Origin of the sequence: Acidovorax sp. (genome assembly GCF_027492855.1) — a bacterium.
In the GTDB taxonomy this organism is placed as follows: domain Bacteria; phylum Pseudomonadota; class Gammaproteobacteria; order Burkholderiales; family Burkholderiaceae_C; genus Acidovorax.
The window spans coordinates 22,392-47,019 of record NZ_JAPUDY010000022.1; the positions used below are offsets into that span (position 1 = coordinate 22,392).

Consider the following 24,628-nt stretch of genomic DNA (forward strand, 5'->3'; position numbering starts at 1 on the left):
CCTTGAGCGCACAGGAGAAATTCATGCCCATCGTTTCCACTGCATTCAAAGCCGCAGCGCTGCTCACCATGGCCCTTGGTGCGCATGCTCAAACTGGGCCCGCCGCCGTCCCATCTGGTGCCGCCGCTGCTGCGGCAGCTGCCACGGCCCGCTATACCGTGGCCATGGTTCTTCCACGGGAGGAGCAGAACATCGAGGCGGGTTTTACCAGCTATCTGCAACGCCAGGATGTACCGGTACGCTACGTGAACATCCGCTTTTCAGGCAAGGCCGACGACATTCCCGACCTGCGCAGCCGGGTGCGGGCGGCCAACCCAGACCTGATCTATGTGTGGGGCACGCCGACTTCACTGGCCCTGGCGGGGCGCTACGATCAGCCCGCAGGCAACCCGATCCGGGACATTCCCATCGTCTTCACGGAAGTCACCGATCCGGTGGGTGCCGGGCTGATTCCAGCGCTGGAAAAGCCTGCCCGCAATGTCACCGGGGTGAGCCATGTGGCTCCGCTGCCCGTGCAGCTCAATGCCATCCGCGCCTATCGGCCGTTCGCCAAGCTGGGCTATCTGCACAACCCCGTGGAGCCCAACTCCGCCATCATCCGCGACAGGCTCAAGGAGTTGGCCAAGACCCAGAACTTCGAAGTGGTCGAGGCAGCTCTGCCGCTGCTGCCCAGCGGAGCCCCCGATCCTGGCCAGATTGCGCCGCAAGTCAAAGACCTGGCCGAACGTGGCGCCGACATCCTCTATGTCGGGCCCATCACCTTTCTGGCATTCACCCACCGCGATGCCGTGACCGCCGCCGCCCTGGACAACAAACTCCCCACCTTCTGCGCCACCGAAAGCATCGTGCGGAAATCGGGCTGCATGTTCGGCCTGTTCTCCAACGGCTCCAACATCGGCCGATACGCGGCCTCGATGGCCCGCCAGATCCTGGTCGAGAAGAAAGCCCCGCAGGACATTCCCGCCTCCACACTGCAGCGCTTCTCGCTGCTCATCAACATGCGCACTGTCCAGGCACTGGGCTTGTACCCACCCATGCTGCTGCTCAATGTGGCGGAAGTCATCAACGTCGAGGCGCAGGCGGCCGCCAAATAGCGACGGGATGGAACGATCCACGAGTTCGGGTTACCAAATGCTCTGAGCCCCCGACCCAGGGCCATCCTGCACCCTCCTCAAAGAGAAGCCGCTATGTCGAAATCCTATGAAAACATCTTGCGCGAATTTGCTGACCACGTGGGCCTCGACGCCAACGAACTGCTCGGTACCGAAGAAGTTCTGATCGATGGCCTGGCTGTGGGACTGCAACTGGACGGCGACGCCGTGGATGGAGACCTGCTGTTTTTTGCCGCGCTGGGCACGCCCAGCGGGGAACACCTAGGACGCATCGCCCGCACTTTGCTGGAGGCCAACAACCTGTGGGTGGGCACCGGCGGCGCCACCCTGGGGGTGCAGCAAGCAACTGGCGCAGTGACCCTGAGCGGCCGCATGCCACTCTCCGCGCTCAGCGGCGATGCCTTGGCCATGCTGCTGGATGGTTTTGTGGACACCGCATCCTTCTGGAAAGGTTTCGTTGAAGGAGCCCCCGAAGACGATGGCTCGCTTGCGAGGGGCATTCCCTCCTTTGACCTGCGCGCCTGAACCACCACTCACAGCCAAGGAGCGATGCCATGAGTGCGATCCCCGGTCAAGGTATTGGACATATCCCGCTGAACCTGGGCCATGTGGCCCCAGCCCAGATACCGCAGGGCCCTGGCGGCGCCCCAGCGCAAGGCGTTGGCCAAGCCCGGGTCGGAATGGGTGCGCTGGCAGGACGCCAGATTCAGGTGGGCGACGGACAGCAACGACAGGCCGCAAGCGTGCACGCCGAGCGGGCCAAGAGCTTCTTCAAGATGGCGGGCAAGGTAATAGCTGGCATCGTACTGGCGCCGATTGCCCTTCCTGTCGCGGCCGTTGCGGGGGTGACTCGTGCGTTGCTGCAAATTCCCCGCCTCGTCAACGAGAAAATTCTGGAGCCAAAGTTCGACAGGAAATTTGAAATTGCCAACCCTCACCTCACGCCACTGCGAGCCCCCATGCAGGGCAGCGTTCTGAACAACCCCACCGTGCAGGACCGGCTGTGGGCCCATGCCCAGGCCCAGAAAACGCCCATGACGCGCCAGCAGATCATGGAGCACGTGGCCACAGGTGAGCGCATTGCGCAGGCGCTGGGCACGCCCCATGCCCACCAGGCAGCAGGGGGCTCCCCCATCACGCTGCAGGTCAATGGCCAGCCCGTGCAGGTGGACAGCAGTGTGCATACCACCCGTGCCCTCGGCTGGTACATGATGGCCGCGGCTGCCCAGCAGAATGCCAACCGCGAGCTGAGCCAGGACCACGCCACCATCGGAGAGCAAAAGGTCACGGACATGTCTTCGTCAGGCTCTTTTGTGATGAAAGACCCCGGCAATCGCATCTACAGCTTCATGAGCGCGGCGCCTACTGCGGATTCGCGCATGTCTACACACTTCAGTGAGCGGGTGGACCATACCGAGACCCACAAGATCGCAGGGTTCATCCCCACCAGCAAACCAGCCCAGCGGGGCATCGAAGACTACCGGAACATGTTGCCCGGCCAGGGCGGCACGATGCTGTTTGACAAGCTCGCAGCCCGCGACGGCACACAGGACCTGTTCGTGAAATTCGAGTCCGTCGGTTGCCCACCCTACTTCCGCAAGGAGCCTCATCAGGGGGTTGTCCAGGGCATCGCGCGGTTCTTCAGCGCACTGGACCGCAACATCGGCCATGCCACCAGTTTCGTCGGCAGCCGGTTCCAGGGCGAGAGCGAGGAGATGCGTCGCCAGGAGCACGTGTACAAAGGTACGCTGAAAGACGACGTGGCCGAGCCTTTCGGCAACCTGGTGAATCACGCCATCCAAAGCGGCGTGATTGATGCCTCTTCAAAAGCCGTGGGCCGATCGGTTCATAAATTTGGCATGCCCTTTCTTCGCGAGGCGCTGGACCGCATTGAAACGATGGCAAGCCAGCAAAACAACGCACAGATACTGGGTGAAGTGGCTAAAGTGCGCCAGGACATGGTCGATGCGACGGCCAAGCTGGGTGCGCAATCCGATATGCATGGCATTGAGCGGCGAGGTGCGGAAACCCATATTTCTCTTCAGCCCGCCGCCAATATCGTGCGCCCCCTCGAAGGGCGGCTCTCGGCTGCGGCAAACCAGCAGTTCAACCAGGAGGCCACGCAGCTCTCACGTGCGCGGGACATTACGACGCCCTCCTCAGAGGCAGCCAGCATCTGCACACAGGCGCACAAAGACTGGTCCCGCTCGACGGTGCAGGTGGGGGCCGCTACGTTTGCGCCAAAAAGTGACCCAGCGGTCACGGCAGAGGCACTCAACATCCTGACCGGCGGAGATGCCCACATGAACATGCTGGTCAGCCAATACGCCAACCAACAATCGCTCGGCCCTCTGATGGATGCCATAGTTCGCGGTGATCTGAAAATCCATGGCCCAGATGGCCGTCCTGGCATTCCACTGGGGGACGGTTTCACCACGTTCGACATCCAGTCGTCCCCCGCGGGCGGTGTCACGATTGGCGTACGGCACACACGGGATCAGGTCAACAACTTCCAGACAAACGACCCCGCGCTTGGAGTCCAGGTCACCCCCACGGATCCAGCGCGCAGCCACGCCGATTTTGCGTTTCAATTGAGCATCGGCCCCGCGCCCGGCTACGCCGTCGCGGTATCGCAACCTCTGCGCTATGAGGCCTTGATTCGGGCCTGAATACGTGGCGCGGCCAACGCCCCGCGCCCCTCACCAATCAGCCCTCCAAAGGCCGGGTGGCTGAGGGGCAGGCGTTTGATCAGGCCGCCTTCTGAATCACGCCCTTCATCGCTTCGGACACTTCCTTCACGATGGTGCTCTGGATTTGCGTGAACATCGTCCACTGCTGCACCTGCTGCTGCAGGCCCAGCAGTTCACCCGTGCTGGGGCTGTCCCCCAGGTTGTTGATGGTGTTTTGCAAATCTGCCTCGCGGCGCGACGTGACCTGCGAGATGGAGTTGTTGATGGAGTTGAAAGTGATACCGCCAGTGGTCAGCATAAGAAGCTCCTGAATCAAGAAAAGGAAAACACGATAGAAAGAATATCGGTGTTGTCTTGGCCCAGTCAGGGCTTTGGCACCACCATTGTCAACACTTCTCGCGCTGCCTGGCAAGCGTCCAGCACTGATGCCAGTGCGGGATAGTCTGCCGGCGGGACGCCTTCGGCCAGCGCAGCACGCAATCGCCGCTCGAGCGCGGCGATCCGGTCCAGCGCCTCCTTCTGGGCGATCGTCGCATTGGAGCCACGCAGGCGGGCCTCCAATTCGCTGAGCGGCTCGTCAGGTGCCAAGAGAGGGGCATCGGGCAGCAGCAGCTTCATCGCAACACGACCAAGGAGCGCGGTCCGTCAAAAACCAGCCGGTCGGGCTCCACGGCCACCAGCCGCCAGCCTGCCCGTCGGCCGCCGGGCTGCAATTTGGAGCCATCGCCCAGCACCACGTACGGCACGGCGCCGCCCACCACGCTGCGAATGCGAAACGGCAACGGCGCGGCGCTCGCATGGGCGGGAGGGGCCGGGGCCTGCGCCACGGAACGGCTCACTTCGCGGGCGCGGAGCACAAATGGGATTCCTGCAAGCGGTGTAGCGGGGCGGGCCAGCACGGACTCCAGCCGCGCGCGTTCCTGGCTGCCGATATCCAGGCCAACCACCATTTGCTCGCCGTCCCAGCGTGCCTCGGCGCCAGCGAAGCCCGCCGTGCGCAACCACTCTTGCACCGCACCACCCTGGTCCGATGCCACGCGAAGGCCATCCACGATGTCGATCCCCGGCGGCACGCGGGCGCGCACCAGGGCCAGTACCTTGTCACGGTCGGACTTTGCCATGACCAGTCCGTACGCGCGCACCCGCCCCTCGCCCAACAACTCGTACCGAAGGGCCTGGACGTCGGGGCCGCCCGCATCAATCAAGTCGTCCATCAAGTCAGAGGCCGTTCGCACGGACAGGGCGGGCACGGGACGGACATCGGCCAGGCCCTCCGCCAAGCGATCCAATTGCGCGATGTCGGCCACCCATCCACTCACCCGCACGCCGCCAGCGGGCAAGGCGTCGATACGCAAACGCAAGGCGGGGTCCACGCGGGCAATGGCCAGTTGGACCTCGCGCACCAGCCTCTGCTGGCGTTCCAGATCGATCGCAGGCGCCGCCGCCAGTGGCGCAACGGCTGCGGGCGCTGCAGCGCGCCCTTGAAGCACTGACCAGAACACCGAGAGCAACAGGGCAGCAAGCGCCGCGCCGATGATCCAGGCAGGATGCCACCGGCGCCTCGGCCCTGTCTTGACGGCAGGCGCCGATGGCTCGCGCGGCAGCACGTCCGCAGCACCGCCCCTTCCAGGCACAGCCTGCGCGTTGCCGTCTTGCTGCGGCACCGCCCGCATGACCGGGTCCTGGTCCGCACCGGAGGAAGGCCCGCCATCATCTCCTGCCGTTGGCGCCGTGGCCTCTGCATCACCATCGGGTTCCAAGGTGGGCCCCACGGGAGCCAACCCTTGTGGCACCGCTTGCCACGGTGCATCCGCCAGGCTGACCGTTACCGCCACTTGCCCCAAATAGGCCGCACTGCCCAAGGGCTGCTCGGCCACCCACGGGGGCGATGTGTCGGCGGAAGCGGCATCTTCAGGGGTAGAGCGCACCCACCAATGCCCAGCAGCGATCTGGACCCATGCTCCCACGTCCAGCGGCAGCCCCAGGTCCGTGAGGATGAGATCGCAGCCGTCGTCAGGCCCCACGCGTTCGCCACCGGCGAGCAACGCACGGGCACCCGCGTGGCGCCCCGAGAGAACGCGCAGTTCTACCGCTGCATTCATCGAGCCCCCCTTGCACGGTATCGCGCTTGCTGGCGCCGAATCCGGGCTTCATGGCAAAGAGGCCCATACAATGCGCCAAGCCCCGTCTTCTCTCCCACCCCCCTTTCAGAAGGATCGCGTCCATGAATCTCGAACAGGAGCGCCGCGGCGACATTCTCATCCTGCGTCCTCGGGGCCGTCTGGACAGCAGCAGCTCGCCAGAGCTGGAGCGCGTGGTGACCGAACAATTGGACGCCGGCATCCAACGGCTGGTTTTCGATCTCTCGGCCCTCGACTACATCAGCTCGGCCGGCCTGCGTGTGGTGCTGGTGGCGGGCAAGAAGCTGCGCACCACCAAGGGCAAGCTGGTGCTGGTGGGCCTGCGCGACATGGTGCGCGAGGTGTTCGACATGAGCGGCTTCCTCAGCCTGTTTGCCGTCACGGCCACGCTGGACGAAGGTCTTACCAAGGTTTGAGCGATTCAGCCCCCAATTTTTCAAAGAAAAAAGGGGTCTACCGCTTGTTGAATAAGCGGTAACAGCTATGTTTTTTATAGCAATCTGTTTCCACATGCGCATGCTCACAGATCGATCCGCGCGAGCGGCTGAATGTTGATCTCCTGCGTCAGCTCCTGGTAGGACAGCACAGGCAAGTCGTACAGGTCTTGCTCGATCATCTTGCGCAGATAGCGTCGAATGTCCATCGAGGTCAGCAGCACCGGGCGCTGCGCGTTACCGCCGATGTCGCCCACCGCCTTCTTGATGTTCTCCACCAACCGTTTGCTCACGGCAGGGTCCAGCGACAGATAACTGCCCGCCGAGGTCTGGCGCACGGCCCCACGCACCGTGTCTTCAATACTGGGCGCCAGCAGGTAGGCTGGCAGGATGTTCTGCCCGCTTGAATACTTGTAGCTGATGTGGCGCTTCAACGTGGAACGCACGTACTCGGTCAGCAGCACCGAGTCCTTCTCCTTCTGGCCCCATTCGATCAGCGACTCCAGAATGGCGCGCAGGTTGCGCACAGAAATATCCTCGGACACCAGCCGCTGCAGGATTTCCGCAATTTTCTGAATGGGCAGCACCCGGGTCGATTCCTTGACGAGATCGGGGAAGCGCCCTTCCATGGCGCTCAGGAGAAAGCGAGTCTCTTGAATGCCCACAAAGTCTGCCGAATACTTCTTGAGCACAAAGGCCAGGTGATAGGTCAGCACCTGGCTCGGGTCCATGAACGGAATCCCCGCGCGCGACAACGGCTCGCGCAGGCGGTCACCCACCCACAGCGTCGGGATGTGGGGAAGGAACTTGCGGTCTTCTTCGTAGGGGATTTGCAGGGCATCCAGATTGCTCAGGCTCTCTCGCACCAGCAGATACCCGGGCCGCAAGCGACCTTGGGACACGGGCACTTCGGACAGAAGAATGTTGTAGCTCTCGGGCGGCAGACTGTCATTGAACCGCAGCTGGATACCGGGGAACGGCACGCCCAGATCGAAATACAACGCCCGGCGGATTTTGAGCAGCTCATCGTTGAGCACCCCGGCATCAAAGCTGCTCTGCAGCCCCGCAGCCACATCCATCAACAGCGGAACCGTGGGAGCGAACTCGTCGCTGCCATCTGACGCCTTGGGCTTGGTCCGCGCCTCGCCCGCTGGCTGCATGGCGGGCACCTCGGTGACCTCGCCGGTCTTTTCGTTCACCACGCGCCGCGTGCTGCGCAAAATGGTGAAACCGATGGTGCCGATCACCACCGCCAGGATCAAAAACACGGGCAGCGGCATGCCGGGGATGAGCCCCATGCCGAGCGCGACCGCAGCAGCAATCAACAGGGCGCGTGGCTGTGCCAGCACCTGCTGGCCGATGTCCTGGCCCACATTGGAAGGACCGCCATCGCCCGTCTGCACGCGCGTCACGATCATGCCCGCGCAGATGGCGATAAAAAGCGCCGGAATCTGTGCGATCAGTCCATCACCGATGGTGAGAACCGAGTAGGTCTTCATTGCATCCGCAGCCGTCATGCCCCGCTGCGTGGTGCCGATCACAATGCCGCCCAGCAGGTTCACAGCCACGATGATCAGGCCGGCAATGGCATCGCCCTTGACGAACTTCATCGCCCCGTCCATGGCCCCGTACAACTGGCTCTCTTTCTCAACGATGCCGCGCCGCCGCTTGGCCTCATCCATATCGATGGTGCCTGCGCGCATATCGCCGTCAATGGACATCTGCTTGCCCGGCATGGCATCGAGCGAAAAGCGAGCCGCCACTTCAGCGACGCGCTCCGCGCCCTTGGTGATCACCACAAACTGAACGATGGTCAGGATCAGGAACACCACGAGGCCCACGATCAGGTTGCCGCCCACCACGAAGTTGCCGAAGGTGAAGATGATGTGGCCCGCATCGCCTTGCAGCAGGATCAAGCGGGTGGTGGCGATCGAGATCCCCAGCCGGAACAGCGTGGTCACCAGCAGCACCGAGGGGAACGAAGAGAACGCCAACGGGGACGGCAGGTACATGGCCACCATGAGCAAGATGGCCGAAATCGTCATGTTGATGCCGATGAGCGCGTCCACCAGCCAGGTTGGCAGGGGCAGGATCATCATGAAAATCACCGCCACCAGGAAGAACGCAAGAACCAGGTCATTGCGGCTGGTGATGATCTGCACGGCGCGCTGCAGGCGGGCGCTCAGGGGAATCGTTGCGGTTTGAGACATGGTGAAAGGCAATCAGCGCGCGCTGGGCGCAGTCTCGGTAGGGGGTTCGGCGGCATTGCGCAGTGCAACAAAGGCGCGCATCGCGCCCGCAGCCTCTTCACGGCGATCCAGCGCCTGCAAGGCCTGCGCGCGCACCAGATGAAAAGATGCGTCCATGGCGCCCAACAGCGCCAGCTGCTCCAGGGTATTGAGGGCGCGCTGGGGTTTGGCCGACCGCACCTGGGCCAATGCCAGAGCAAGCAGCGCCCGAGGGTCTTCAGGCGCAAGCACATTGCGAGCGGCCAGCAGCACGGCGGCCTTGTCGGGCAAACCATTTTGCAGGTACACAAAGGCGAGCAAATCCATCAGTTCGATGTTTGCCGCAGGGGTTGCCGCGGAAGACTCTGTGCCCGCCTCCGTCACTTCAGGTGCCATGCGCCCTCAACCCTGGTAAAGCACGCTGCGGTACATCTGCACCAGGTCGCGCAGCCCAACCTCTTCGCTCAGCAGGCGGGTGGCGCGGTTCAGTATCCGAAGATTGTCGTCCGCTCCGGGGTCGGAGCCATCGTCGGCGGACTGCTGCTGAGCGGCCGCGTCCCGCAGGTGCTGCAAAGCGCTGTCCAGCCCCTCGCGGAACCGCGACGGCACCAGCAAATCCCGGTTGATGATCTGGGGGCGCAAGGCTGTATCCAGCAGATCATCGATGGAAGGCTTGTCAAGCAACGCCGACAACTGCGCACGGGCACCCACGTCCGGTGGCGCGGACTCGCCACGCTCCGGCAAGGTCATCTGGGCACCCTGCCCGGCGTAAGTGATGCTGTCGATGCCACGGTCAAAGACCAGGCCACTGATTCTCATATCCGTCATACAGCATGCTCCCAGAAGATTTGCAGGGTGCGGGGCGCAGCCTGGCCTGTTTCAGTAACCGCGCGGCGCGGCAAGTTCCATTTGCAGGCCAAGTTTACGCGCCGTCTCTGCACTGCGACGAATACCGGGTGGCACCACAACGCCGCCCAGGCGGCTCAGCGCACTCCGCCCAACTCTGCCAGCCACTGGCGCAGAAAATCCGAAGCTTCGCGGAGGCGGCGAGCGCTGACATCTTGGAGCGCAAAGCGCGTAGCCAACACCAACCAATCACCAGCGGGAACACTGCGCAGGCCCACCTGCACCGGGTGCAGGGCATCGTGCAGGTCTCCTGCCCGCTTCATGGCGCGCAGCAGCAGCGCAGCAATGTCGTAGCGCACCGGCTCTGCCCAGTGCACAACCACACATTCACCCTCTTGCGACACCCCAAGCAGAGCCCCGGATTCGAGCCGCAGCTGCACCTCGCCCCGTGGCCCGGCCTCCAGCATGGGCAGGCCCATGTCATGCCCGAAATCGGCCAGTGCCTGTTCCAAATGCGCCATGGTCAATAACCCTCCTTGTCGATGGCGGCATCCAGTGCATCCTGCACCGCCTGAAAAACCGTCTGTCGCTGGTCCGCATCCACAAACACCTTGACCGGCATCTCCCGCGTCAGCATCTTCAACCCGGTCAGGAAGTGGATTTGGGCCTCAACACCCTTAGCACCGAATTTATCGGCCAATGCCGTAAAACGCGTACCAGATACCCATTTTTCAGCACTGATACCCACAAGATCTTGCATCAGCACCACAGGCGTTCCGGTCAGTGCGCCATGCTGCTCGCTGATCCGGGCATGCAACTCCCGGCTGGCATCCAGAACCGTTGCGGCAACCCCCAGGTGGTACAAATCCTGCACAAGGCTCTGCAGCCGCGCAGGGTCTGCCGAAGGCCGGGCGGCCGCCAGATCCTGCCCCAGGGCCTGAATAAGCCGGGCCAGCCCTGCCGCAAAATCGCCGCTGCCAAAACGCTCCAGGGCCAGCTTGAGGGTGCCTGCCAGGGAGGGATTGCCCAGCACCACATCGCGATACGCCGCCTGGAAGTGCTCGACATCAGCCCGCCCCTGAGCCCCCTCCTTGGCTGACCCAATGGTATTGACGTCCGCCCGCATGCGGGGCCCGTGCTCCATTTCCAGATCATCCAAAGCCTCCCGCAATGCATCCAGCACCTCTGCGGATGCTCCATCGCGCTCGCCCTGATGCAGTGCGTATTGCAGCGCCATGAACTGCTCTGTCGGCCCCGAGAAAGCCTGTTTGGCTTGCGCCGCAGGATCGCCTTGCCCTGAGAGCATCCGCTTGGCAAGCTGCGCCAACTGCTCGGGGTCTTCATGGGCGTTGGCGGCGTCCAAATAGGCAATGATGGCTTCAGGGCTCATCAAGTCCATCGGGCGGGCAGCCTCCTTCTTGCGCTCGGCGGCATGTTTGGTTTCAGCCTTCTCGGAGTGGTGCAGGCTGATTTCTTCCGCTGCATCCGTCAAGACGGAAAGCCCGTCATCGACCTGGACCTGCTGACCGGCGTATTGCCCCGTCGGCGCCTGCCCCCCACCCTGCAACCCACCGCGCAACGACATGTTGTCGAAGGAAGGCGGAGTGAATGACTCGATTCTGGACATAGGGAATTCTCTTATAGGCAACGCGCATGCGCCCAGGTGGGTAACGAAAACCCGTATCGGGTTCCCACCCAGGTCATCGGAAAATTTCTGCATGACCGTGGAACCGGTCTTGCAGGGCCGTTACTTACCCAGTGTCGTGCAACACATCCCGCACAACCCTTCGCCCACCTCAACAGGAGTTTCAACATGGCTGGACAAGAAAACCCCCAAGACATCGTAGCCCGCGCCCAGGCACTCATCGACGAAGTGCAAGGCCAGTTGGCGGCAGCCGATGACTTTTACCGCAACCAGGGCCTCGACCCCGAAAAGGTGCGCACGGTGCTGGACGCCCAGCTTGACCTCAAGGGCATCGAAGCGGCGCAGAAGGCTTTTCAGGAAGATATGGCGGCGGTAGAGCAGGAAGTGCAAGAAGAAGCGGCCCGTGCCTCGTTCTCAGCGCCCAACGCCCCCGGCGCCCGGCGCCCCCGCACCATGATTTAAGTTAATTAACCGAATACAAAACCCAATAGGAAAAAGCTATGTCAAGCATTCCCAGCACCGGCGGCATCGGCGGCATACAAGGCCTCAATATTCAGGGCATGGATCTGGAAACGGCCATGATGGCCGTGCAATCGAACCGCGCCAATCTCCTGGAAGCGCAGCTCAAGGACCAAGTCTCGTCCGTGCAAGCCAAGAACGATCGGATCTCCAGTCTCAACCAGTTGCTGGGTTCGCTCAACAAAGCTGCGGCGGCCATGCCAGCGGATGCCAAGGCGGGAGACAAAGTCGGCATCTCTTCAGACACGGCGGCGGACATCAGTGCCGCAGCAGGCAGCGCAGGCATCACTTTGCCAGCGGAACTGAGTGTCCCAAAGAAATGGGTGGTCCAGCTCGGCGACTCCACATTCACAGCGAGCGAAGCAGAAAAAAATGAGTTTGAACGCCTGAAGGCCCAAGGCAAGCCGTTCAGCGTTCTTGGTGTACAGGTTTCAATCGGCTCCATCACGCCGTCCACCCCCCAGCCCACACCCCAGCCCACCAAAGGCCAGCTCGACGGCTTCATCCAGGAGGTCAAGTCGCAGATTGACAGCATGAGCAACTCCCAGCAGATGGACATGCTGCGCCTGCAAAGCCTGTCCAACAAGCGCAACGAAGCCTTCGACGTGATGACCAACTTTATCAAGAAGATGCAAGACAGCCGCAGTTCCATCATCGGCAACATGCGCTGAAACGGAATCACAACCACATCATCTAAAGGACTCCATCATGTCGAGTATTGGCAACACCAATGTAGGGGGCCTCAGCTCCATCAATATCCAAGGCATGGATCTGGAAACCGCCATGATGGCCGTTCAATCCAACCGTGCCAACCTCCTGGAAGCACAGCTCAAGGACCAGGTCGCATCGGTCCAAAGCAAGAACGATCAGATCTCCAATCTCAACCAACTGCTGGGCACGCTCAACAAGGCGGCGGCCGGCGTGGCAGCAGATGCCAAAGCTGGAGATAAGGTCAACCTGACCGCCACCGCAGCCGAGATCAAGACGGCGGCCGAGAGTGCAAACATCACGCTCCCCGCAGCGCTGGGAGGCGGATCGAACGCACCCGATGCAAACAAAGGCCAGCTCGACGGCTTCATCCAGGAGGTCAAGTCGCAGATTGACAGCATGAGCAACTCCCAGCAGATGGACATGCTGCGCCTGCAAAGCCTGTCCAACAAGCGCAACGAAGCCTTCGACGTGATGACCAATTTCATCAAGAAGATGCAAGACAGCCGCAGCTCCATCATCGGCAACATGCGCTGAAAGTGCCCGCGCCGCGAGCTCCAGCCGACCTTCGAGAAAGTCACCCATGAACACCAAATCCGCTCCAACCTCTATTCCCGAGAATCTTCCAGCGCAGATTGCCGAATTGCTGGCGAACGGCGGGACCGTGGGTTCCGTCTATGACTACGACGACACGGACTATGAAGTCCTCTACGCATTGGGCCATAGCGTATACAGCCAGACCCGGTACCAGGATGCCATGCGGATCTTCGGTTTTCTGGTGACCCACAATCACATGGAGAAGCGCTTCATGAATGCATTTGCTGCCAGCCTGCAGATGCTCAAGAGCTACAAGGAAGCCATCAAGTACTACTCCATGGCCTCCTTGATGGACATGGGGGACCCGCTTCCTACCTATCACACGGCCGAATGCATGATCGCGCTCGGCTATACCGCAGAAGCCAAGGAAGCCTTGCAGTTCGTGTTGCGCCAGAGCGAAACACCCGAGCGCGCTGAGCTCAAGTCGCGTGCACAGGCCATGCTGGACCTGATGGGCAGCAACGCCAAATCGTCTTCGTCTTCGTCTTCGCACTGAAAGGGGATCACATGAACGACCTCAACAGAGTTTCAGGCGGCCCAGCCCTCCCCCTTTCTCAGCCCGGCAACCTGAGCGCGGACGTAGCCGACCGCCTGCAGCAGGCACGGCTGGACCCCGCGCAGACACTCCAGGAAATTGCAACCCTGGCAGGCACCCTCAAGACGCTGAACGCACCCGCCAGCAGTGGTGGCAACACCATTACCAATGCCAACGGGGCGCCTCAGCTCGACGGGGTCACCGTCAACTTCTCGGCGGAAGATATGGCGGCCATGCTGCTGGTACTGCAAAGCAAGACACAAGAAGCCCAGCTGTCCACGGCGAAGGAAGGGCTCAACACCAACAAGAAAAAGCTGGAGGACCAGAACCAGCGGTCGATGGACAAGATCAATGACTGGATCAAGAAGTGCGAAGATCAGTCTGCCAAAGAGAAGGCCAACAGCATCCTGAATTGGTTCCAGAAGATCTTCACTGCCATCGCAGCCGCATTCGCTGTTGTGGCAGCCGCCGTGGCCACCGTAAGCACCGGGGGGCTCGCCGCACCGCTTTTGGCCCTGGCAGTGCTTAGCCTTGCATCCTCTGTGGTCAGCATCGCCAGCGAGGTCGACAAGGCCAACGGAGGCGAGGGCTTCGACCACGTCTCCGAGTGGATGGATCCGGGCACGCTGATCGGCAAGGGGGTGGGCGAACTCGCCAAGGCAGTTGGAGCCGACGATCAAACAGCCGCCATCCTCTCTGCCGTATACGCGGTGGCGGCCACCATCGCCATCATGGCGGTATCGGTGATGCTGACTGGTGGTGCGTCGGCTTCGAGCCAGATAGGCCAGATGCAGAAGACCATTCTCACTGCCGCCCGTGTCGGCCAAGCGGTCGCGGGGGTCGTCGGTGGTGCCACTCAGGTAGCCAAAGGCGGCGTAGACATCGCTATTGCCCACGACCAGCGCGATGCCACACTCATCCAGGCCGACAAGAAAAAAATCGACGCCATCATTGCAAAGCTGCAAAAGCAGATGGAAGAGGACCGGGAAGAGATCAAGAAAGTCCTCGACGAAATGATGGAAGGGATGAACATCGTCAGCAAGATGATCAACTCCGCAGGCGAAAGCAGGGCCCAGATTTCATCCAACCTTTCCGGCAAAACACAAACCATTTGAGGCGCCAGGCGCCAAGGAGAATTTCATGAGCATCGACGGAATCAACAGACCTCAGGGTGTTGCCGGGCTGGGAGACACTGCCCAGGCACAGACGCTGAACACGGGTGGCGCAGCCAAGGCTTACTCTGAAATCGACATCAAAACACTGCTGGGCGCACAAGGCAGCGCAACCGGAAGCACCGGGAAAGCCAACGATTCATTGCCGCTTCCTCAGCAGGGTCAGTCCAAGTCTGAACAGATTTCTGCCAATCTTTCCAGCTTTTCAGACACGCAGGTTTCGGCAGACATTTTTTCCTTCATGGCACTGTTCCAGCAGTTGGCGCAGCAGATGCGCGACACCGCCCGCACCCAGCGCACGACGGACATGCAGACGCAAGTTTCGGCATTGCAAAATGCGGCCGAAACAATGAAAGATGCGGCGGCCGAACGCCTCACAGCAGCTATCGCTCAGGGTTCCATGCAGATTGCAGGCGGCATGATGCAAATGGGCTTGTCGGCTGCATCCATTTCCAGCACGGTCAAGGGCTCCAAGATGGGTGCCCAGGCCGATACGATGAGCCCCAAGGCTGCCGCTCTTACTGGAGCCAAGGCTGACGCCGCCAAACTCACGGCGACAGGCCAGGCCCGGCTGAACTACTCACAGGCCGCAGGTGGCATCACTGCAGGCCTGGGGGGCATCATTGGCGCTAGTTTCACGCACAAGGCCGATCTGCTTGACGCGGACAAGATGAATCTCGAAACCCAGGCCAAGGTGAGCGAAACCGGAGTACAACACGCCAACGACATGATGCAGCAGATGATGGATGTGATCCGTGACGTCCGCGACAAGCTGTCGTCCATCCAGCAAGCATCCATTGAAACCAACCGCGGCATCGCGCGCAACATCTGAGCCGAAGAGGAGCCCTGCTGCCATGTCGAACAATACAACCCACTCCGCCGCTGTTCAGTCGATCCTGGATCTCAAGGAGGCTCTCGAATCCTTGCCGTCCAACGCGCATCTTTCCAACGCTGACGCCGACGCCATCTACTCGCTGGCCTATCAACTGGTCGGGCAAAACCGCTATGAAACGGCCTACCGGTATTTCTCTTTGCTCACGCTGTACAAGCCCACCAACACGGCCTACTTGCAGGGCCTGGCGCTGACCTACCGAATGATGGAGCGCTATGACGAAGCACTGAACGTGTATTCGTTTCTCGCAACCATCGACTCGGAAAACCCGGACCACCACATGGCGATCGTGGAATGCCTGCTGCTCAAGCGTGAGTTTGAAGAAGCCCAGGAAACCGTGGCCCTGCTGCTGCAGTACTGCAAGGAAAACGCCATCACCAGCAAGGTCAGCGACCGTGCGCAAGCTCTGCAGGAGCTGCTGTCGTCCAAAGGAGTTGTTTCTGCTTGACGCATCAGAGGTTCGCCTTCTGACCGAGGTCGGATTCATGGCTTCGGCCCGAGCCGACACCCAGCGCGCTGAACGTATCTTCAGCGCGCTTTTGCGCGTGCGGCCGGAGCGTGCATTCGGCCACATTGGTATGGCAACCGCCCTGCTCAATGCAGGGCGAGCGGGCGAGGCCGCTACGCGGCTTGGCAGCGCTCTGCTTCCAACCGGCGAAGAGGCAGACATGGTGCAGGCGTTTCTGGGCCTGGCACTACAACTCGATGGCCGTGCCGGTGAGGCCATGCGCGTCTTGCGCCCCATGGCTGCGCGCGGTGACAATGGCAGCACCGACCTGAGCGAAGGCGTCCGGCTGGCCCGGCGACTGTTGGGCCAACCAGCAGACACTGTTAGCAACCGCCCCAATCCTTCTACGCCCGTTTACTCCTGAGCCCAAGGAATCACCATGGACATCATCGCAAGCCCAATGGTCGCGACCGCACTGCCCGCGCTTTCGGCCCCCGCCGTTGCCACGGCTGTACCGGATGCGTCGGCAACCGCACGATTTGCAGCCTTGATGCAAGCCCCCGCGCCCACCGCCATGGACAACGTAGCCGCATCCATGGAATCCCGATCCATGGTGAACGGCAGCACTCCGGCTGCGATCCAGGGCCCCTCGTCAGTGGGAGACCGCATCCTGGCGGGCATGCAGGGAGTTTCGGGTGAGTTCCAGTCTGCCTGGAAATCCGTTGCGGCCTCCCTGGACGCTGGCCCACAAGCCATGGGCATGCAGGATCTGCTCAAGCTGCAGCTGCAACTGGTGCAGGTATCGGTGCAGTACGACCTCGTAGGCAAGGCGGTAAGCCGCTCTACCCAGAATTTTGATCAGTTGGTACGCATCCAATGAAGCTGCATTTCCCACCGGGCCCATGGCTGGCTCGCTGTCTTCGCATGTCCCTTGTCTGCGCCTGCATGGCGCTGGCGGCGTGTGGCGCACGTGTTGATCTGATGGGGGCGGTTCCCGAAGACGAGGCCAACGAGGTGCTTTCGGCCTTGCTGAAAGCCAATATCACGGCCGAAAAGATAGCTGGCAAGGAAGGCATGGTGGGCGTACGGGTGGACGCCACCCAGGTAGGCCGGGCGCTGGAAGTGATGCGCGAAAACGGCTTGCCTCGGGAGCGCTTTGCGGGCATGGGCCAGGTGTTCAAAAAAGAAGGCCTGATCTCTTCGCCCCTTGAGGAGCGCGCCCGCTACATTTATGCGCTGTCACAGGAGCTTTCCAACACCTTGTCCAAGATCGACGGCGTGCTGGCAGCCCGTGTGCACGTGGTGCTACCCGAGCGCGGCCCCGCCGGTGAAACCGGTGTGCTGTCCACCTCCGCCGTGTTCATCAAGCACCAGGAAGGCTACAACCTGGACATCATCCAGCCCCAGATCCGCCGCTTGGTGACCAACAGCATCCCTGGGCTCACCGCCGACCGGGTTTCCGTGATCTTCGTTGAAGCGCAAGCGCCAGCAGCCAACCACCGGGCCGAAGCTGCCGCCACCACAACCGTGTGGGGCATCAATGTGCCTGCCAGCAGCGCAGGCGCACTCACCGGAATGCTTTGGAGCCTGCTTTCCGTGGCCGTTCTGGCCCTGGGAAGCCTGGGCTTTCTGCTGTGGCGCTATGTGCTGCCTGCCAGCAAAGCGGCTGCCCGCAGCTCGGACAGTGTGACGGCGCGGGCGGCTTGATGCCACCCCGCTGCCCCGCACCAACCTGAAGTCGATCCGAGATACCGCATGTCCACTTCGGCCGCGCGCTCCCCAGAGTTGCTGCAAGCCCGGCTGCAGGAGTTCAATCTGCTGCCCAGCCGCAGCCTGCATGTTGACCGCGCCCACCTGATGGCGCCAGCCGAAGCGCACACTGCGCTGTTCAGCCACCCTGGCGTGCAGCGGGCGCTCCATCGCCGCTGGTCTGAGCAGTTGTTGGCCGGGCTGGGGGAAGATGCGCAGCCGGTGCTTGACCTTTCGCATGTGGCCCTGCCTTACGCACTGGCCGCGCCTTCGTTGCTGCGCCAACTGGTCCGCAATGCGGGCGTGGCCCTGCTGGGCCAGCACCTGCGCCGCACCATCGCCCGTGATGCCGTGCTGCACGCACGCGAAACCCTGGGCGATGCCGACCTGGACTGGGCCCGCAGCGGCGCAGCCGCGGTACATCCGGGGCTGGAAAACTCTGGTGACTGGGTGAAGGCCGGGCTGGACAAGGCCGCCGATTTGCTGGGCGCAGGTGTCCTCGCCCAATCCTGGCAAGATGCACCGGCCCCCATCCGGCTGCGGGCAGACTGGAAACTACCACCCGCCGCTACCGACGCATCCGCCGTACGCACCGCCAGTGCCCTCGACCCGCAAGGCGCTCGGCAATTTTGCCGCCAACTACTGGCCCGACTGGACCCCGCATGGCTTTCCTCCTTCCCCGCGACCCGCTGACACCCCAGCGCACGCTGCACGCCCGCATAGCGCCGGGCAGCCGCGTGGTACGCGCTGCCGACATTGCCGCCTGGACCGATGCGGAAGGCTTGATCGCCGCCGCTCGCGCGCAGGCCGATGCCATCGTGGCGGGTGCGCACGCCGCCTTTGAGGAAGAGCGGCAGCGCGGCTATGCGGAGGGCGTGGCCGAAGCACAGATGGAGCAGGCCGAGCGGATGATCGAAACCGTGAGCCGCACGGTGGACTACTTCTCCAAGGTCGAGACCGACATGGTTGCCCTGGTGATGGCGGCCGTCCGCAAGATCATCGACGGCTACGACGATGCCGACCGCGTGATCATCGTGGTGAAAAACGCGTTGTCGGTAGTGCGCAACCAAAAGCAGATGACGCTGCGCCTGCACCCCCAGCAGGTCGATACCGTTCGCGCCCGCGTGAATGACCTACTCGCCGCCTACCCCGGCGTGGGCTATCTGGACATCGTTGCCGATGGGCGCCTGGGCAAGGAGGCTTGCATCCTGGAGAGCGAAATCGGCCTCGTCGAAGCCAGCATCGAAGGCCAGATCAACGCCCTGCAGGGCGCCTTCCAGAAAGTGCTGGGCAGCCGCATATGACCTCGCCGGGCGCCACAGGCCATCCCCAGGGCGCCACACGCTCGGTGCGCCAGTTCGACTACATCGCCGAGATGATGCAGCTGGCGCTGGATGACACGCCGGTTCTGCAGATCAAGGGGCGCGTCACCCAGGTGATCGGCACCATCATCAAGGCCGTGGTGCCCACCGTGAAGGTGGGTGAAGTGTGCGTGCTGCGCAATCCCGGTGAAGACTTCGAGATGAAGGCGGAGGTGGTGGGTTTCGCGCGCGATGCTGCGCTGCTCACCCCCATCGGCGACATGTACGGCATTTCAGCGGCCACCGAGGTGATCCCTACCGGCCGTGCGCACATGGTGCCCGTCGGCTTCGGCCTGCTGGGGCGGGTGCTGGACGGTTTGGGCCGCCCGCTCGACGAAGCAGAGCGCGGCCCGCTGGAGGCGACCAAGTTCTACCCCGTGTTTGCCGAGGCCCCCGATCCACTCAAGCGCCGCATCATCACCGAGCCCCTGGAGCTGGGGGTGCGTGCGCTCGACTCGGTGCTTACCTGCGGCGAAGGCCAGCGCATGGGTATTTTTGCGGCGGCGGGCGGCGGCAAGTCCACGCTGATGGGCATGCTCGTCAAAGGCGCCGCAGTGGACGTGACGGTGGTGGCCCTTATCGGCGAACGCGGCCGCGAGGTGCGCGAGTTTCTGGAGCATGAGCTGGGCGAGGAAGGCCGCCGCAAGAGCGTGATCGTCTGCGCAACCAGCGACAAGTCGTCGATGGAGCGCGCCAAGGCCGCCTACGTGGCGACAGCCATCGCAGAGTACTTCCGCGACCAGGGCAAGAAGGTGTTGTTCCTCATGGATTCCGTCACGCGTTTTGCCCGAGCGCAGCGCGAAATCGGCCTTGCAGCGGGCGAGCCCCCCACGCGGCGCGGCTATCCCCCCAGCGTCTTCGCCACGCTGCCCAAGCTCATGGAGCGCGTGGGCATGAACGACAAGGGCTCGATCACCGCGCTCTACACCGTGCTGGTGGAGGGTGACGACATGACCGAGCCCATCGCCGATGAGACCCGCTCCATCCTGGATGGCCACATCGTGCTGTCCCGCAAGCTGGGCGCTGCCAACCACTATCCAGCGGTTGATGTTTTGGCCTCTGCATCGCGGGTGATGAATGCCGTGATTTCTCCGGAGCACAAGAAGCTGGCCGGCCGCCTGCGAGAGCTGATGGCGAAATACGAGGAGGTTGAACTGCTCGTGAAGATCGGCGAATACAAACGCGGCGGCGACCCCACCACGGACGAAGCCATCGACAAGATCGAAGCCATCCGCAACTTCCTGAAGCAGCGTACCGACGAGCACTCCAGCATGCAGCAGACGCTGGAACAACTGGCTGCCCTGGTGGCAGGAGGGCGTCGATGAGCATCTTTCGCGACCTGCTAGCCATCAAGTCCTTTCGCGAGGGCCAGGCCGAGGCTGCGGTGCGCGTGCAGCGCGATTCCCTGCGTGAAGCGCGCGAAGCGCGTGAAGCGGCCGAAGCGCTGCTGCAGCGACTGCTGCAGGAGGGCCTTGCGCATGAGATGCAGCTGTATCGCGACCTCTGCGCGCGCATCGTGCGTTTGCGGGAGATCGAAGACGTGCAGCTGGCCGTGGCCGACCTGCGCCAGCGTGAAGCCCAACAGCAAGACGCCGTCGCCGCAGCAGCCCAAGCCCAAGAGCAAGCCAGCCAGCGACTTGAAACAGCCCGCGCCGCGCACCAGGAGGCCACGCGGCAGAAATCCAAGTTCGTGGATCTGGCCCGCAACTACGCCGAAGCGCATATGCGGGAGCTGGAACGCAAGGAAGACCTGGAGATGGAAGAGGCAGCGAGCATCGTGCGCGACCGCGAAGATTGGGAAACCTACGACACGGAGGAGGCTGCGACATGACACACGGCCTGCGATCTCGTCGAGCCTTTCTGCATCCAACTGCTATTAAAAACATAGCTTATTGCGCTTTATCAATAGGCGCTAGCGGCCTATTTCATTCATCCATTGCACCACCCCTGGAGCATTGACATGAACACGGAGCGACCGATTCACCTCGACCTGGGCATGCCGTCCTCCACGGCATTCGATGCCCGCACCGGCACCGGCCCGCAAACCGGTGGCGACCCGCGCGGGACCGACACGCTGGATGACGATGCAAAAGCACTGCGGGCTTTGCTGGAGCAGCAGCGCGCGGCACCACCCACCGGCGGGGCGCAGCCCCCCTCGGCACCACGGCCGTTCGATCTGTTTGGTGGCCCTGCCGCTGTCGCCGCACCGAACCAGATGGCACAAGCGCTGCCCGGCGGGACGCCAGCACCGTCCGATGCCCCACGCGGCATCGACGAAACCTTGTCGCAAATGGCCCAGCGTTTACTGGTGGCCGACGGCAGCACCGGCCGCAGGGCCGTGCAAATTCAGCTGGCAGATGACAACCTGCCGGGAGTGTCCGTGGAAATCTTTGAAGAAGGCGGCCACGTGGTTGCGCAGTTCACCTGCACCCAGGAGTCTTCGCGCGAGCGCCTGGTGCGCAATGCGCAGTGGCTGGCGGATGGCCTGGCCAGCCGCCTGGCCCAGGGCGTGTCCGTGCGCGTACAAACCGACGACCCGGAAGACCTTTGCCTGGTGGAGGCGCATGCAGGCATATAACCCAGCATTCCGCCAGAGCATCGACAGCGCTGTGCACCCCGCTTGATCCACTCCATCCACCATCCTGTCGCTTTTTTTCTGAATCCGAATGTCCTCCCCACACGCCAACACTGCCTTTCAGCCTTTGCGCCTCACACGCAATGAGGCCCAGGCGCGCACCACCATTGCCCAGCGCGCTGCCGGGCTCCCGCTGCGCATTGGCACCGCTGCGTGGCAGGCCCGCCTGTTTCCTGTGGTGGCCTCGGCCGCAGAGTGGCCCGAGCCTGGATACATCGTCCGGTTGGAATGGGCAGGAGCTGCCATGGCGCTGCGCCTGCCCGGCACCGCCATTGAGCAAGCGCTGAGTGGCCTGCTGGAAGGAGCATCTCTGCCCACAGCGCCCTCCCTCCTGGCCGACGCGGTGCTGGAGGCTTGTGTGGATGATCTGCTCCAAGGCCTGCAAAGCCTGGGTCGTGGCGCACCGCAGTTGCAGACATGGGGCCTTGCATCGGCCAATGACCTGCAGGCACTGCCCCCACACACGTGCGACCTGTATCTGCGCGCGCAAGACGGCCCTCAGGCGATTGCTGGCTCCCTCCACCTCGATGGCCTGGGCCTGCTGCTCGTGGCGGGCCTCGTTGGCAAGCGCACCCAGCAACCAGGGCCTCTGGACGACAGCGTGCCCCTGGCTTTGCGGGCAGAGATCGGTGTCACGCGGCTAACCGCCAACGATGCCGCCGCACTGGCCGTTGGCGATGTGGTGCTCATCGATCATTTTTTTGCAGCCGCCGACCGCGCCCTGTGGCTGAGCCCCGACGGCCGCCACGGCGTTCACGTGCAATGGCCTGCCCCCTCAGATTCGGGACAGCCCCCGTCCCTCACCGTCATCCATCCATGGACCGAAACCATGCCCGTATCCCCTGAAACATCCTCCGCCGAAGCCGCCACACTGGACGCCGTGCCGGTGCGGCTTTCCTTTGACCTTGGCGAGGTGTCAATGACCCTGGCCCAGCTACAAGCCCTGCAGCCTGGCCAAACGGTGGGCCTCGGCCATCCTCTGGCAGGTGCGGTCCGCATCCGTGCCAATGGTGCCTTGGTGGGAGAAGGAGACCTGGTGGAAATCGACGGCCAGATCGGCGTATCGGTGCGCTACCTCTTTTCCGCCAGCCACTGAATCTTCCGATGAGCAGCTTTGACCCGATCACGCTAGCGGTACTGCTAGCCCTCATGGCGCTGATGCCTACGCTGGTGGTCGTGACCACCTCTTTTCTCAAGATCGCTGTCGTGATGTCATTGCTGCGCAATGCCCTGGGCGTGCAGCAAATGCCCCCCAATCTGGCGCTGTACGGCATGGCGCTCATCCTGTCGGCCTATGTGATGGCGCCCGTGGGCATGCACATGTTCGATCGGCTGACCGATCGGCCCGACACGCTCAAGAGCGTGCCAAGCCTCATTGGTACGGTGCGTGAAGGCGCAGAGCCCCTGCGCGAATTCATGCTCAAGAACAGCCGCGCCGAGCAGCGCGATTTCTTCGTGCGCACGGCCCAGCGCATGTGGGGGCCCAAGCTGTCAGAAGGCATCACTCAGCGCGATTTCATCGTGCTGATGCCCGCCTTTGTGGTGTCGGAGCTGACGTCGGCCTTCCAAATCGGGTTCCTGCTCTACCTGCCTTTTGTGGTCATTGACCTGATCGTGTCCAACATCCTGCTTGCCATGGGGATGATGATGGTTTCGCCGGTCACGATCTCCCTGCCGCTCAAGCTTTTTCTGTTCGTGATGGTCGATGGGTGGTCACGCCTGATCCAGGGGCTGGTGCTGACCTACGCCTGACCCCATCCACGCACAGCCCCGCCCATTCAGCCCAAAAGGCCCCACATGCAATCCGTCGACGTCGTCTCGTTCTTCACCCAGGCCCTGTACCTGGTGCTCTGGCTTTCGCTGCCACCCATCATCGTGGGCTCGGTCGTGGGCACACTGTTCTCTCTGTTCCAGGCACTCACGCAGATCCAGGAGCAGACGCTGTCGTTCGGCGTCAAGCTGATCGCGGTGTCGGTGACGATTCTCTTGACGGCACGGTGGGTGGGCGGCGAGATGTTCAATTTCACCGTTCAGATCTTCGACTCCATTCCCCTGCTGGGCCGCTGAAGGCGACCCAGCAGATTGCCCAGAATAGGACGGAACCCCATGGACTTGCCGGTTACTTACCAGGAAGCCAAGACGTTCATCGGAACGTTGGCCCTGACACAACCGCGCATCCTGGCCATGTTCATCGCCCTGCCACTTTTCAACACGCAACTGGTGCCCGGCCTGCTGCGCATAGCCGTGGCCGTGGCATTGGGCATCGTGATGGTGCCTGCGCTGTCGCCCCAAGTGGCGGTGGCGGAACTGCATGCACTGCAAATCCTGCTGCTGATCCTCAAAGAGGCATTCATCGGTTTTGTCATCGGCTACATCGCCGCCATTCCGTTCTGGGTGTTCGAGGCCGTCGGGTTTCTTGTGGACAACCAGCGCGGCGCAAGCATTGCATCCACGCTCAATCCGCTGACAGGCAATGACTCCTCGCCATTGGGCATCCTGTTCAATCAGGCATTTATCGTTTTCTTCCTGGTTACCGGCGGTTTCAGCCTGCTGCTTGGCGTGTTGTACGACAGCTTTGGCCTGTGGAGCGTGACCCAGTGGGCGCCCACGCTGCGCCCCGAGTCGGTGCCCCTGATGCTGGATCAACTCGACCGGCTGGTCCGCATGGCCGTGTTGCTTGCTGCACCTGTGCTGGTGGCGATGTTCCTGGCAGAAATTGGGCTGGCACTGGTGAGCCGGTTTGCCCCACAACTGCAGGTGTTCTTTATGGCCATGCCCATCAAGAGCGCTTTGGCCATGCTCGTGCTCATGCTCTATGCCGCATCGCTTTTCGAGTACGGTGCTGAGCAGGTCGAGTCCATGAAACACATCCTGCCGTTCCTGCGCGAGCAGTGGGCGCCCCCTTCAGGAGGCTGA

The 24,628-nt window shown here is 62.5% G+C and carries 32 protein-coding genes; 23 read left to right on the forward strand and 9 right to left on the reverse strand.

Annotated elements, in window-relative coordinates; all coding sequences use genetic code 11:
* The first annotated feature begins 23 nt into the window (after positions 1-23).
* Both Q0105_RS03880 and Q0105_RS03885 read left to right on the forward strand, forming a co-directional pair.
* Positions 24-1,094 carry an ABC transporter substrate-binding protein gene (locus tag Q0105_RS03880; protein ID WP_298208936.1) on the forward strand — a complete coding sequence of 357 codons (1,071 nt, stop codon included), beginning with the start codon at positions 24-26 and terminating at the stop codon, positions 1,092-1,094.
* A 93-nt stretch (positions 1,095-1,187) separates the two neighbouring features.
* Positions 1,188-1,637 (forward strand): type III secretion system chaperone, encoded by a 450-nt coding sequence (locus Q0105_RS03885; RefSeq protein ID WP_298208938.1) that lies wholly within the window; start codon positions 1,188-1,190, stop codon positions 1,635-1,637.
* A gap of 8 nt (positions 1,638-1,645) precedes the next feature.
* Here the strand turns inward: Q0105_RS03885 and Q0105_RS03890 are convergent, their stop codons facing one another.
* Positions 1,646-2,296 (reverse strand): hypothetical protein, encoded by a 651-nt coding sequence (locus tag Q0105_RS03890; protein WP_298208940.1) that lies wholly within the window; start codon positions 2,294-2,296, stop codon positions 1,646-1,648.
* Between Q0105_RS03890 and Q0105_RS03895 the strand changes: the two genes are divergently transcribed.
* Positions 2,291-3,781 carry a hypothetical protein gene (locus tag Q0105_RS03895; protein ID WP_298208942.1) on the forward strand — a complete coding sequence of 497 codons (1,491 nt, stop codon included), beginning with the start codon at positions 2,291-2,293 and terminating at the stop codon, positions 3,779-3,781. The two genes, Q0105_RS03890 and Q0105_RS03895, sit on opposite strands and share 6 nt — an antisense overlap.
* A 79-nt stretch (positions 3,782-3,860) precedes the next feature.
* On the opposite strand, the gene Q0105_RS03900 is transcribed toward Q0105_RS03895, so the two are convergent.
* The 3 genes from Q0105_RS03900 to sctD form a co-directional block, all read right to left on the reverse strand.
* Positions 3,861-4,100 (reverse strand): EscF/YscF/HrpA family type III secretion system needle major subunit, encoded by a 240-nt coding sequence (locus Q0105_RS03900; protein ID WP_298208944.1) that lies wholly within the window; start codon positions 4,098-4,100, stop codon positions 3,861-3,863.
* A gap of 65 nt (positions 4,101-4,165) precedes the next feature.
* The gene (locus Q0105_RS03905) at positions 4,166-4,420 is read right to left on the reverse strand and encodes an EscE/YscE/SsaE family type III secretion system needle protein co-chaperone (protein WP_298208946.1); all 255 of its coding nucleotides are present in this window, start codon (positions 4,418-4,420) and stop codon (positions 4,166-4,168) included.
* Positions 4,417-5,904, reverse strand: coding sequence for a type III secretion system inner membrane ring subunit SctD (gene sctD / locus Q0105_RS03910; RefSeq protein WP_298208948.1), 1,488 nt, complete (start codon positions 5,902-5,904; stop codon positions 4,417-4,419). Before sctD ends, Q0105_RS03905 begins: the two co-directional genes overlap by 4 nt.
* A 122-nt stretch (positions 5,905-6,026) precedes the next feature.
* On the opposite strand from sctD, the gene Q0105_RS03915 reads away from it, so the two are divergent.
* Complete coding sequence (locus Q0105_RS03915; RefSeq protein ID WP_298208950.1) at positions 6,027-6,359, forward strand: STAS domain-containing protein; 333 nt, start codon at positions 6,027-6,029, stop codon at positions 6,357-6,359.
* A gap of 104 nt (positions 6,360-6,463) precedes the next feature.
* Here Q0105_RS03915 and sctV read toward each other — a convergent pair whose 3' ends face one another.
* The 5 genes from sctV to sctW form a co-directional block, all read right to left on the reverse strand.
* A complete protein-coding gene (sctV, locus tag Q0105_RS03920) occupies positions 6,464-8,587 on the reverse strand; it encodes a type III secretion system export apparatus subunit SctV (RefSeq protein WP_298208952.1) in 2,124 nt (707 codons plus the stop codon).
* Positions 8,588-8,599: 12 nt separating this feature from the next.
* Positions 8,600-8,932: a CDC27 family protein gene (locus Q0105_RS03925; protein ID WP_298208954.1), complete on the reverse strand. Its 333-nt coding sequence runs from the start codon at positions 8,930-8,932 to the stop codon at positions 8,600-8,602.
* Between the two features lie 75 nt (positions 8,933-9,007).
* Positions 9,008-9,433 (reverse strand): hypothetical protein, encoded by a 426-nt coding sequence (locus Q0105_RS03930; RefSeq protein WP_298208956.1) that lies wholly within the window; start codon positions 9,431-9,433, stop codon positions 9,008-9,010.
* 155 nt (positions 9,434-9,588) lie between these two features.
* The gene (locus Q0105_RS03935; RefSeq protein ID WP_298208958.1) at positions 9,589-9,972 is read right to left on the reverse strand and encodes a hypothetical protein; all 384 of its coding nucleotides are present in this window, start codon (positions 9,970-9,972) and stop codon (positions 9,589-9,591) included.
* 2 nt (positions 9,973-9,974) lie between these two features.
* Positions 9,975-11,078 (reverse strand): type III secretion system gatekeeper subunit SctW, encoded by a 1,104-nt coding sequence (gene sctW, locus Q0105_RS03940; RefSeq protein WP_298208961.1) that lies wholly within the window; start codon positions 11,076-11,078, stop codon positions 9,975-9,977.
* Between the two features lie 186 nt (positions 11,079-11,264).
* On the opposite strand from sctW, the gene Q0105_RS03945 reads away from it, so the two are divergent.
* The 19 genes from Q0105_RS03945 (at position 11,265) to sctT (ending at position 24,628) form a co-directional block, all read left to right on the forward strand.
* Positions 11,265-11,558 (forward strand): hypothetical protein, encoded by a 294-nt coding sequence (locus tag Q0105_RS03945; RefSeq protein ID WP_298208963.1) that lies wholly within the window; start codon positions 11,265-11,267, stop codon positions 11,556-11,558.
* A gap of 116 nt (positions 11,559-11,674) precedes the next feature.
* On the forward strand, positions 11,675-12,286 hold the full coding sequence (locus tag Q0105_RS03950; protein WP_298208965.1) for a hypothetical protein: 612 nt from the start codon (positions 11,675-11,677) through the stop codon (positions 12,284-12,286).
* Between the two features lie 37 nt (positions 12,287-12,323).
* Positions 12,324-12,860 carry a hypothetical protein gene (locus Q0105_RS03955; protein WP_298208967.1) on the forward strand — a complete coding sequence of 179 codons (537 nt, stop codon included), beginning with the start codon at positions 12,324-12,326 and terminating at the stop codon, positions 12,858-12,860.
* A 46-nt stretch (positions 12,861-12,906) separates the two neighbouring features.
* Positions 12,907-13,416 carry a SycD/LcrH family type III secretion system chaperone gene (locus Q0105_RS03960; protein WP_298208969.1) on the forward strand — a complete coding sequence of 170 codons (510 nt, stop codon included), beginning with the start codon at positions 12,907-12,909 and terminating at the stop codon, positions 13,414-13,416.
* Between the two features lie 11 nt (positions 13,417-13,427).
* Entirely contained in the window at positions 13,428-14,570 is a 1,143-nt protein-coding gene (sctE, locus tag Q0105_RS03965; protein WP_298208972.1) for a type III secretion system translocon subunit SctE, read from the forward strand.
* 25 nt (positions 14,571-14,595) lie between these two features.
* Positions 14,596-15,459, forward strand: coding sequence for a hypothetical protein (locus Q0105_RS03970; RefSeq protein WP_298208974.1), 864 nt, complete (start codon positions 14,596-14,598; stop codon positions 15,457-15,459).
* A 22-nt stretch (positions 15,460-15,481) separates the two neighbouring features.
* The gene (locus tag Q0105_RS03975) at positions 15,482-15,967 is read left to right on the forward strand and encodes a tetratricopeptide repeat protein (protein WP_298208976.1); all 486 of its coding nucleotides are present in this window, start codon (positions 15,482-15,484) and stop codon (positions 15,965-15,967) included.
* A 37-nt stretch (positions 15,968-16,004) separates the two neighbouring features.
* On the forward strand, positions 16,005-16,391 hold the full coding sequence (locus Q0105_RS03980) for a hypothetical protein (protein WP_298208978.1): 387 nt from the start codon (positions 16,005-16,007) through the stop codon (positions 16,389-16,391).
* A 15-nt stretch (positions 16,392-16,406) separates the two neighbouring features.
* Positions 16,407-16,847: a type III secretion system inner rod subunit SctI gene (gene sctI / locus Q0105_RS03985; protein ID WP_298208980.1), complete on the forward strand. Its 441-nt coding sequence runs from the start codon at positions 16,407-16,409 to the stop codon at positions 16,845-16,847.
* Positions 16,848-16,891: 44 nt separating this feature from the next.
* Positions 16,892-17,674 carry a type III secretion system inner membrane ring lipoprotein SctJ gene (sctJ, locus tag Q0105_RS03990; protein ID WP_298208981.1) on the forward strand — a complete coding sequence of 261 codons (783 nt, stop codon included), beginning with the start codon at positions 16,892-16,894 and terminating at the stop codon, positions 17,672-17,674.
* A 48-nt stretch (positions 17,675-17,722) separates the two neighbouring features.
* Entirely contained in the window at positions 17,723-18,409 is a 687-nt protein-coding gene (locus tag Q0105_RS03995) for a hypothetical protein (protein ID WP_298208982.1), read from the forward strand.
* Positions 18,379-19,020 carry an HrpE/YscL family type III secretion apparatus protein gene (locus Q0105_RS04000; protein ID WP_298208983.1) on the forward strand — a complete coding sequence of 214 codons (642 nt, stop codon included), beginning with the start codon at positions 18,379-18,381 and terminating at the stop codon, positions 19,018-19,020. Before Q0105_RS03995 ends, Q0105_RS04000 begins: the two co-directional genes overlap by 31 nt.
* Before the next feature lie 44 nt (positions 19,021-19,064).
* Positions 19,065-20,402 carry a type III secretion system ATPase SctN gene (gene sctN, locus Q0105_RS04005; RefSeq protein WP_298209117.1) on the forward strand — a complete coding sequence of 446 codons (1,338 nt, stop codon included), beginning with the start codon at positions 19,065-19,067 and terminating at the stop codon, positions 20,400-20,402.
* Positions 20,399-20,908 carry a YscO family type III secretion system apparatus protein gene (locus Q0105_RS04010; protein ID WP_298208985.1) on the forward strand — a complete coding sequence of 170 codons (510 nt, stop codon included), beginning with the start codon at positions 20,399-20,401 and terminating at the stop codon, positions 20,906-20,908. Before sctN ends, Q0105_RS04010 begins: the two co-directional genes overlap by 4 nt.
* 129 nt (positions 20,909-21,037) lie before the next feature.
* Complete coding sequence (locus Q0105_RS04015; RefSeq protein WP_298208987.1) at positions 21,038-21,655, forward strand: hypothetical protein; 618 nt, start codon at positions 21,038-21,040, stop codon at positions 21,653-21,655.
* 88 nt (positions 21,656-21,743) lie between these two features.
* Complete coding sequence (gene sctQ / locus Q0105_RS04020) at positions 21,744-22,808, forward strand: type III secretion system cytoplasmic ring protein SctQ (RefSeq protein WP_298208989.1); 1,065 nt, start codon at positions 21,744-21,746, stop codon at positions 22,806-22,808.
* Positions 22,809-22,816: 8 nt separating this feature from the next.
* Positions 22,817-23,464, forward strand: a complete 648-nt coding sequence (gene sctR / locus Q0105_RS04025) for a type III secretion system export apparatus subunit SctR (RefSeq protein ID WP_298208991.1) — start codon at positions 22,817-22,819, stop codon at positions 23,462-23,464.
* 45 nt (positions 23,465-23,509) lie between these two features.
* Positions 23,510-23,779, forward strand: a complete 270-nt coding sequence (gene sctS, locus Q0105_RS04030) for a type III secretion system export apparatus subunit SctS (RefSeq protein ID WP_298208993.1) — start codon at positions 23,510-23,512, stop codon at positions 23,777-23,779.
* A gap of 39 nt (positions 23,780-23,818) precedes the next feature.
* Positions 23,819-24,628, forward strand: coding sequence for a type III secretion system export apparatus subunit SctT (sctT, locus tag Q0105_RS04035; protein ID WP_298208995.1), 810 nt, complete (start codon positions 23,819-23,821; stop codon positions 24,626-24,628).

Excerpts from the sequence above, each read along its gene's own strand:
- Q0105_RS03880 (WP_298208936.1), top strand. The coding sequence starts at position 24 with ATGCCCATCGTTTCCACTGCATTCAAAGCCGCAGCGCTGCTCACCATG.
- Q0105_RS03885 (WP_298208938.1), top strand. The coding sequence starts at position 1,188 with ATGTCGAAATCCTATGAAAACATCTTGCGCGAATTTGCTGACCACGTG.
- Q0105_RS03890 (WP_298208940.1), bottom strand. The coding sequence starts at position 2,296 with ATGCACACTGCTGTCCACCTGCACGGGCTGGCCATTGACCTGCAGCGT.
- Q0105_RS03900 (WP_298208944.1), bottom strand. The coding sequence starts at position 4,100 with ATGCTGACCACTGGCGGTATCACTTTCAACTCCATCAACAACTCCATC.
- Q0105_RS03905 (WP_298208946.1), bottom strand. The coding sequence starts at position 4,420 with ATGAAGCTGCTGCTGCCCGATGCCCCTCTCTTGGCACCTGACGAGCCG.
- sctD (WP_298208948.1), bottom strand. The coding sequence starts at position 5,904 with ATGAATGCAGCGGTAGAACTGCGCGTTCTCTCGGGGCGCCACGCGGGT.
- Q0105_RS03915 (WP_298208950.1), top strand. The coding sequence starts at position 6,027 with ATGAATCTCGAACAGGAGCGCCGCGGCGACATTCTCATCCTGCGTCCT.
- sctV (WP_298208952.1), bottom strand. The coding sequence starts at position 8,587 with ATGTCTCAAACCGCAACGATTCCCCTGAGCGCCCGCCTGCAGCGCGCC.
- Q0105_RS03925 (WP_298208954.1), bottom strand. The coding sequence starts at position 8,932 with ATGGATTTGCTCGCCTTTGTGTACCTGCAAAATGGTTTGCCCGACAAG.
- Q0105_RS03930 (WP_298208956.1), bottom strand. The coding sequence starts at position 9,433 with ATGACGGATATGAGAATCAGTGGCCTGGTCTTTGACCGTGGCATCGAC.
- Q0105_RS03935 (WP_298208958.1), bottom strand. The coding sequence starts at position 9,972 with ATGGCGCATTTGGAACAGGCACTGGCCGATTTCGGGCATGACATGGGC.
- sctW (WP_298208961.1), bottom strand. The coding sequence starts at position 11,078 with ATGTCCAGAATCGAGTCATTCACTCCGCCTTCCTTCGACAACATGTCG.
- Q0105_RS03945 (WP_298208963.1), top strand. The coding sequence starts at position 11,265 with ATGGCTGGACAAGAAAACCCCCAAGACATCGTAGCCCGCGCCCAGGCA.
- Q0105_RS03950 (WP_298208965.1), top strand. The coding sequence starts at position 11,675 with ATGATGGCCGTGCAATCGAACCGCGCCAATCTCCTGGAAGCGCAGCTC.
- Q0105_RS03955 (WP_298208967.1), top strand. The coding sequence starts at position 12,324 with ATGTCGAGTATTGGCAACACCAATGTAGGGGGCCTCAGCTCCATCAAT.
- Q0105_RS03960 (WP_298208969.1), top strand. The coding sequence starts at position 12,907 with ATGAACACCAAATCCGCTCCAACCTCTATTCCCGAGAATCTTCCAGCG.
- sctE (WP_298208972.1), top strand. The coding sequence starts at position 13,428 with ATGAACGACCTCAACAGAGTTTCAGGCGGCCCAGCCCTCCCCCTTTCT.
- Q0105_RS03970 (WP_298208974.1), top strand. The coding sequence starts at position 14,596 with ATGAGCATCGACGGAATCAACAGACCTCAGGGTGTTGCCGGGCTGGGA.
- Q0105_RS03975 (WP_298208976.1), top strand. The coding sequence starts at position 15,482 with ATGTCGAACAATACAACCCACTCCGCCGCTGTTCAGTCGATCCTGGAT.
- Q0105_RS03980 (WP_298208978.1), top strand. The coding sequence starts at position 16,005 with ATGGCTTCGGCCCGAGCCGACACCCAGCGCGCTGAACGTATCTTCAGC.
- sctI (WP_298208980.1), top strand. The coding sequence starts at position 16,407 with ATGGACATCATCGCAAGCCCAATGGTCGCGACCGCACTGCCCGCGCTT.
- sctJ (WP_298208981.1), top strand. The coding sequence starts at position 16,892 with ATGTCCCTTGTCTGCGCCTGCATGGCGCTGGCGGCGTGTGGCGCACGT.
- Q0105_RS03995 (WP_298208982.1), top strand. The coding sequence starts at position 17,723 with ATGTCCACTTCGGCCGCGCGCTCCCCAGAGTTGCTGCAAGCCCGGCTG.
- Q0105_RS04000 (WP_298208983.1), top strand. The coding sequence starts at position 18,379 with ATGGCTTTCCTCCTTCCCCGCGACCCGCTGACACCCCAGCGCACGCTG.
- Q0105_RS04010 (WP_298208985.1), top strand. The coding sequence starts at position 20,399 with ATGAGCATCTTTCGCGACCTGCTAGCCATCAAGTCCTTTCGCGAGGGC.
- Q0105_RS04015 (WP_298208987.1), top strand. The coding sequence starts at position 21,038 with ATGAACACGGAGCGACCGATTCACCTCGACCTGGGCATGCCGTCCTCC.
- sctQ (WP_298208989.1), top strand. The coding sequence starts at position 21,744 with ATGTCCTCCCCACACGCCAACACTGCCTTTCAGCCTTTGCGCCTCACA.
- sctR (WP_298208991.1), top strand. The coding sequence starts at position 22,817 with ATGAGCAGCTTTGACCCGATCACGCTAGCGGTACTGCTAGCCCTCATG.
- sctS (WP_298208993.1), top strand. The coding sequence starts at position 23,510 with ATGCAATCCGTCGACGTCGTCTCGTTCTTCACCCAGGCCCTGTACCTG.
- sctT (WP_298208995.1), top strand. The coding sequence starts at position 23,819 with ATGGACTTGCCGGTTACTTACCAGGAAGCCAAGACGTTCATCGGAACG.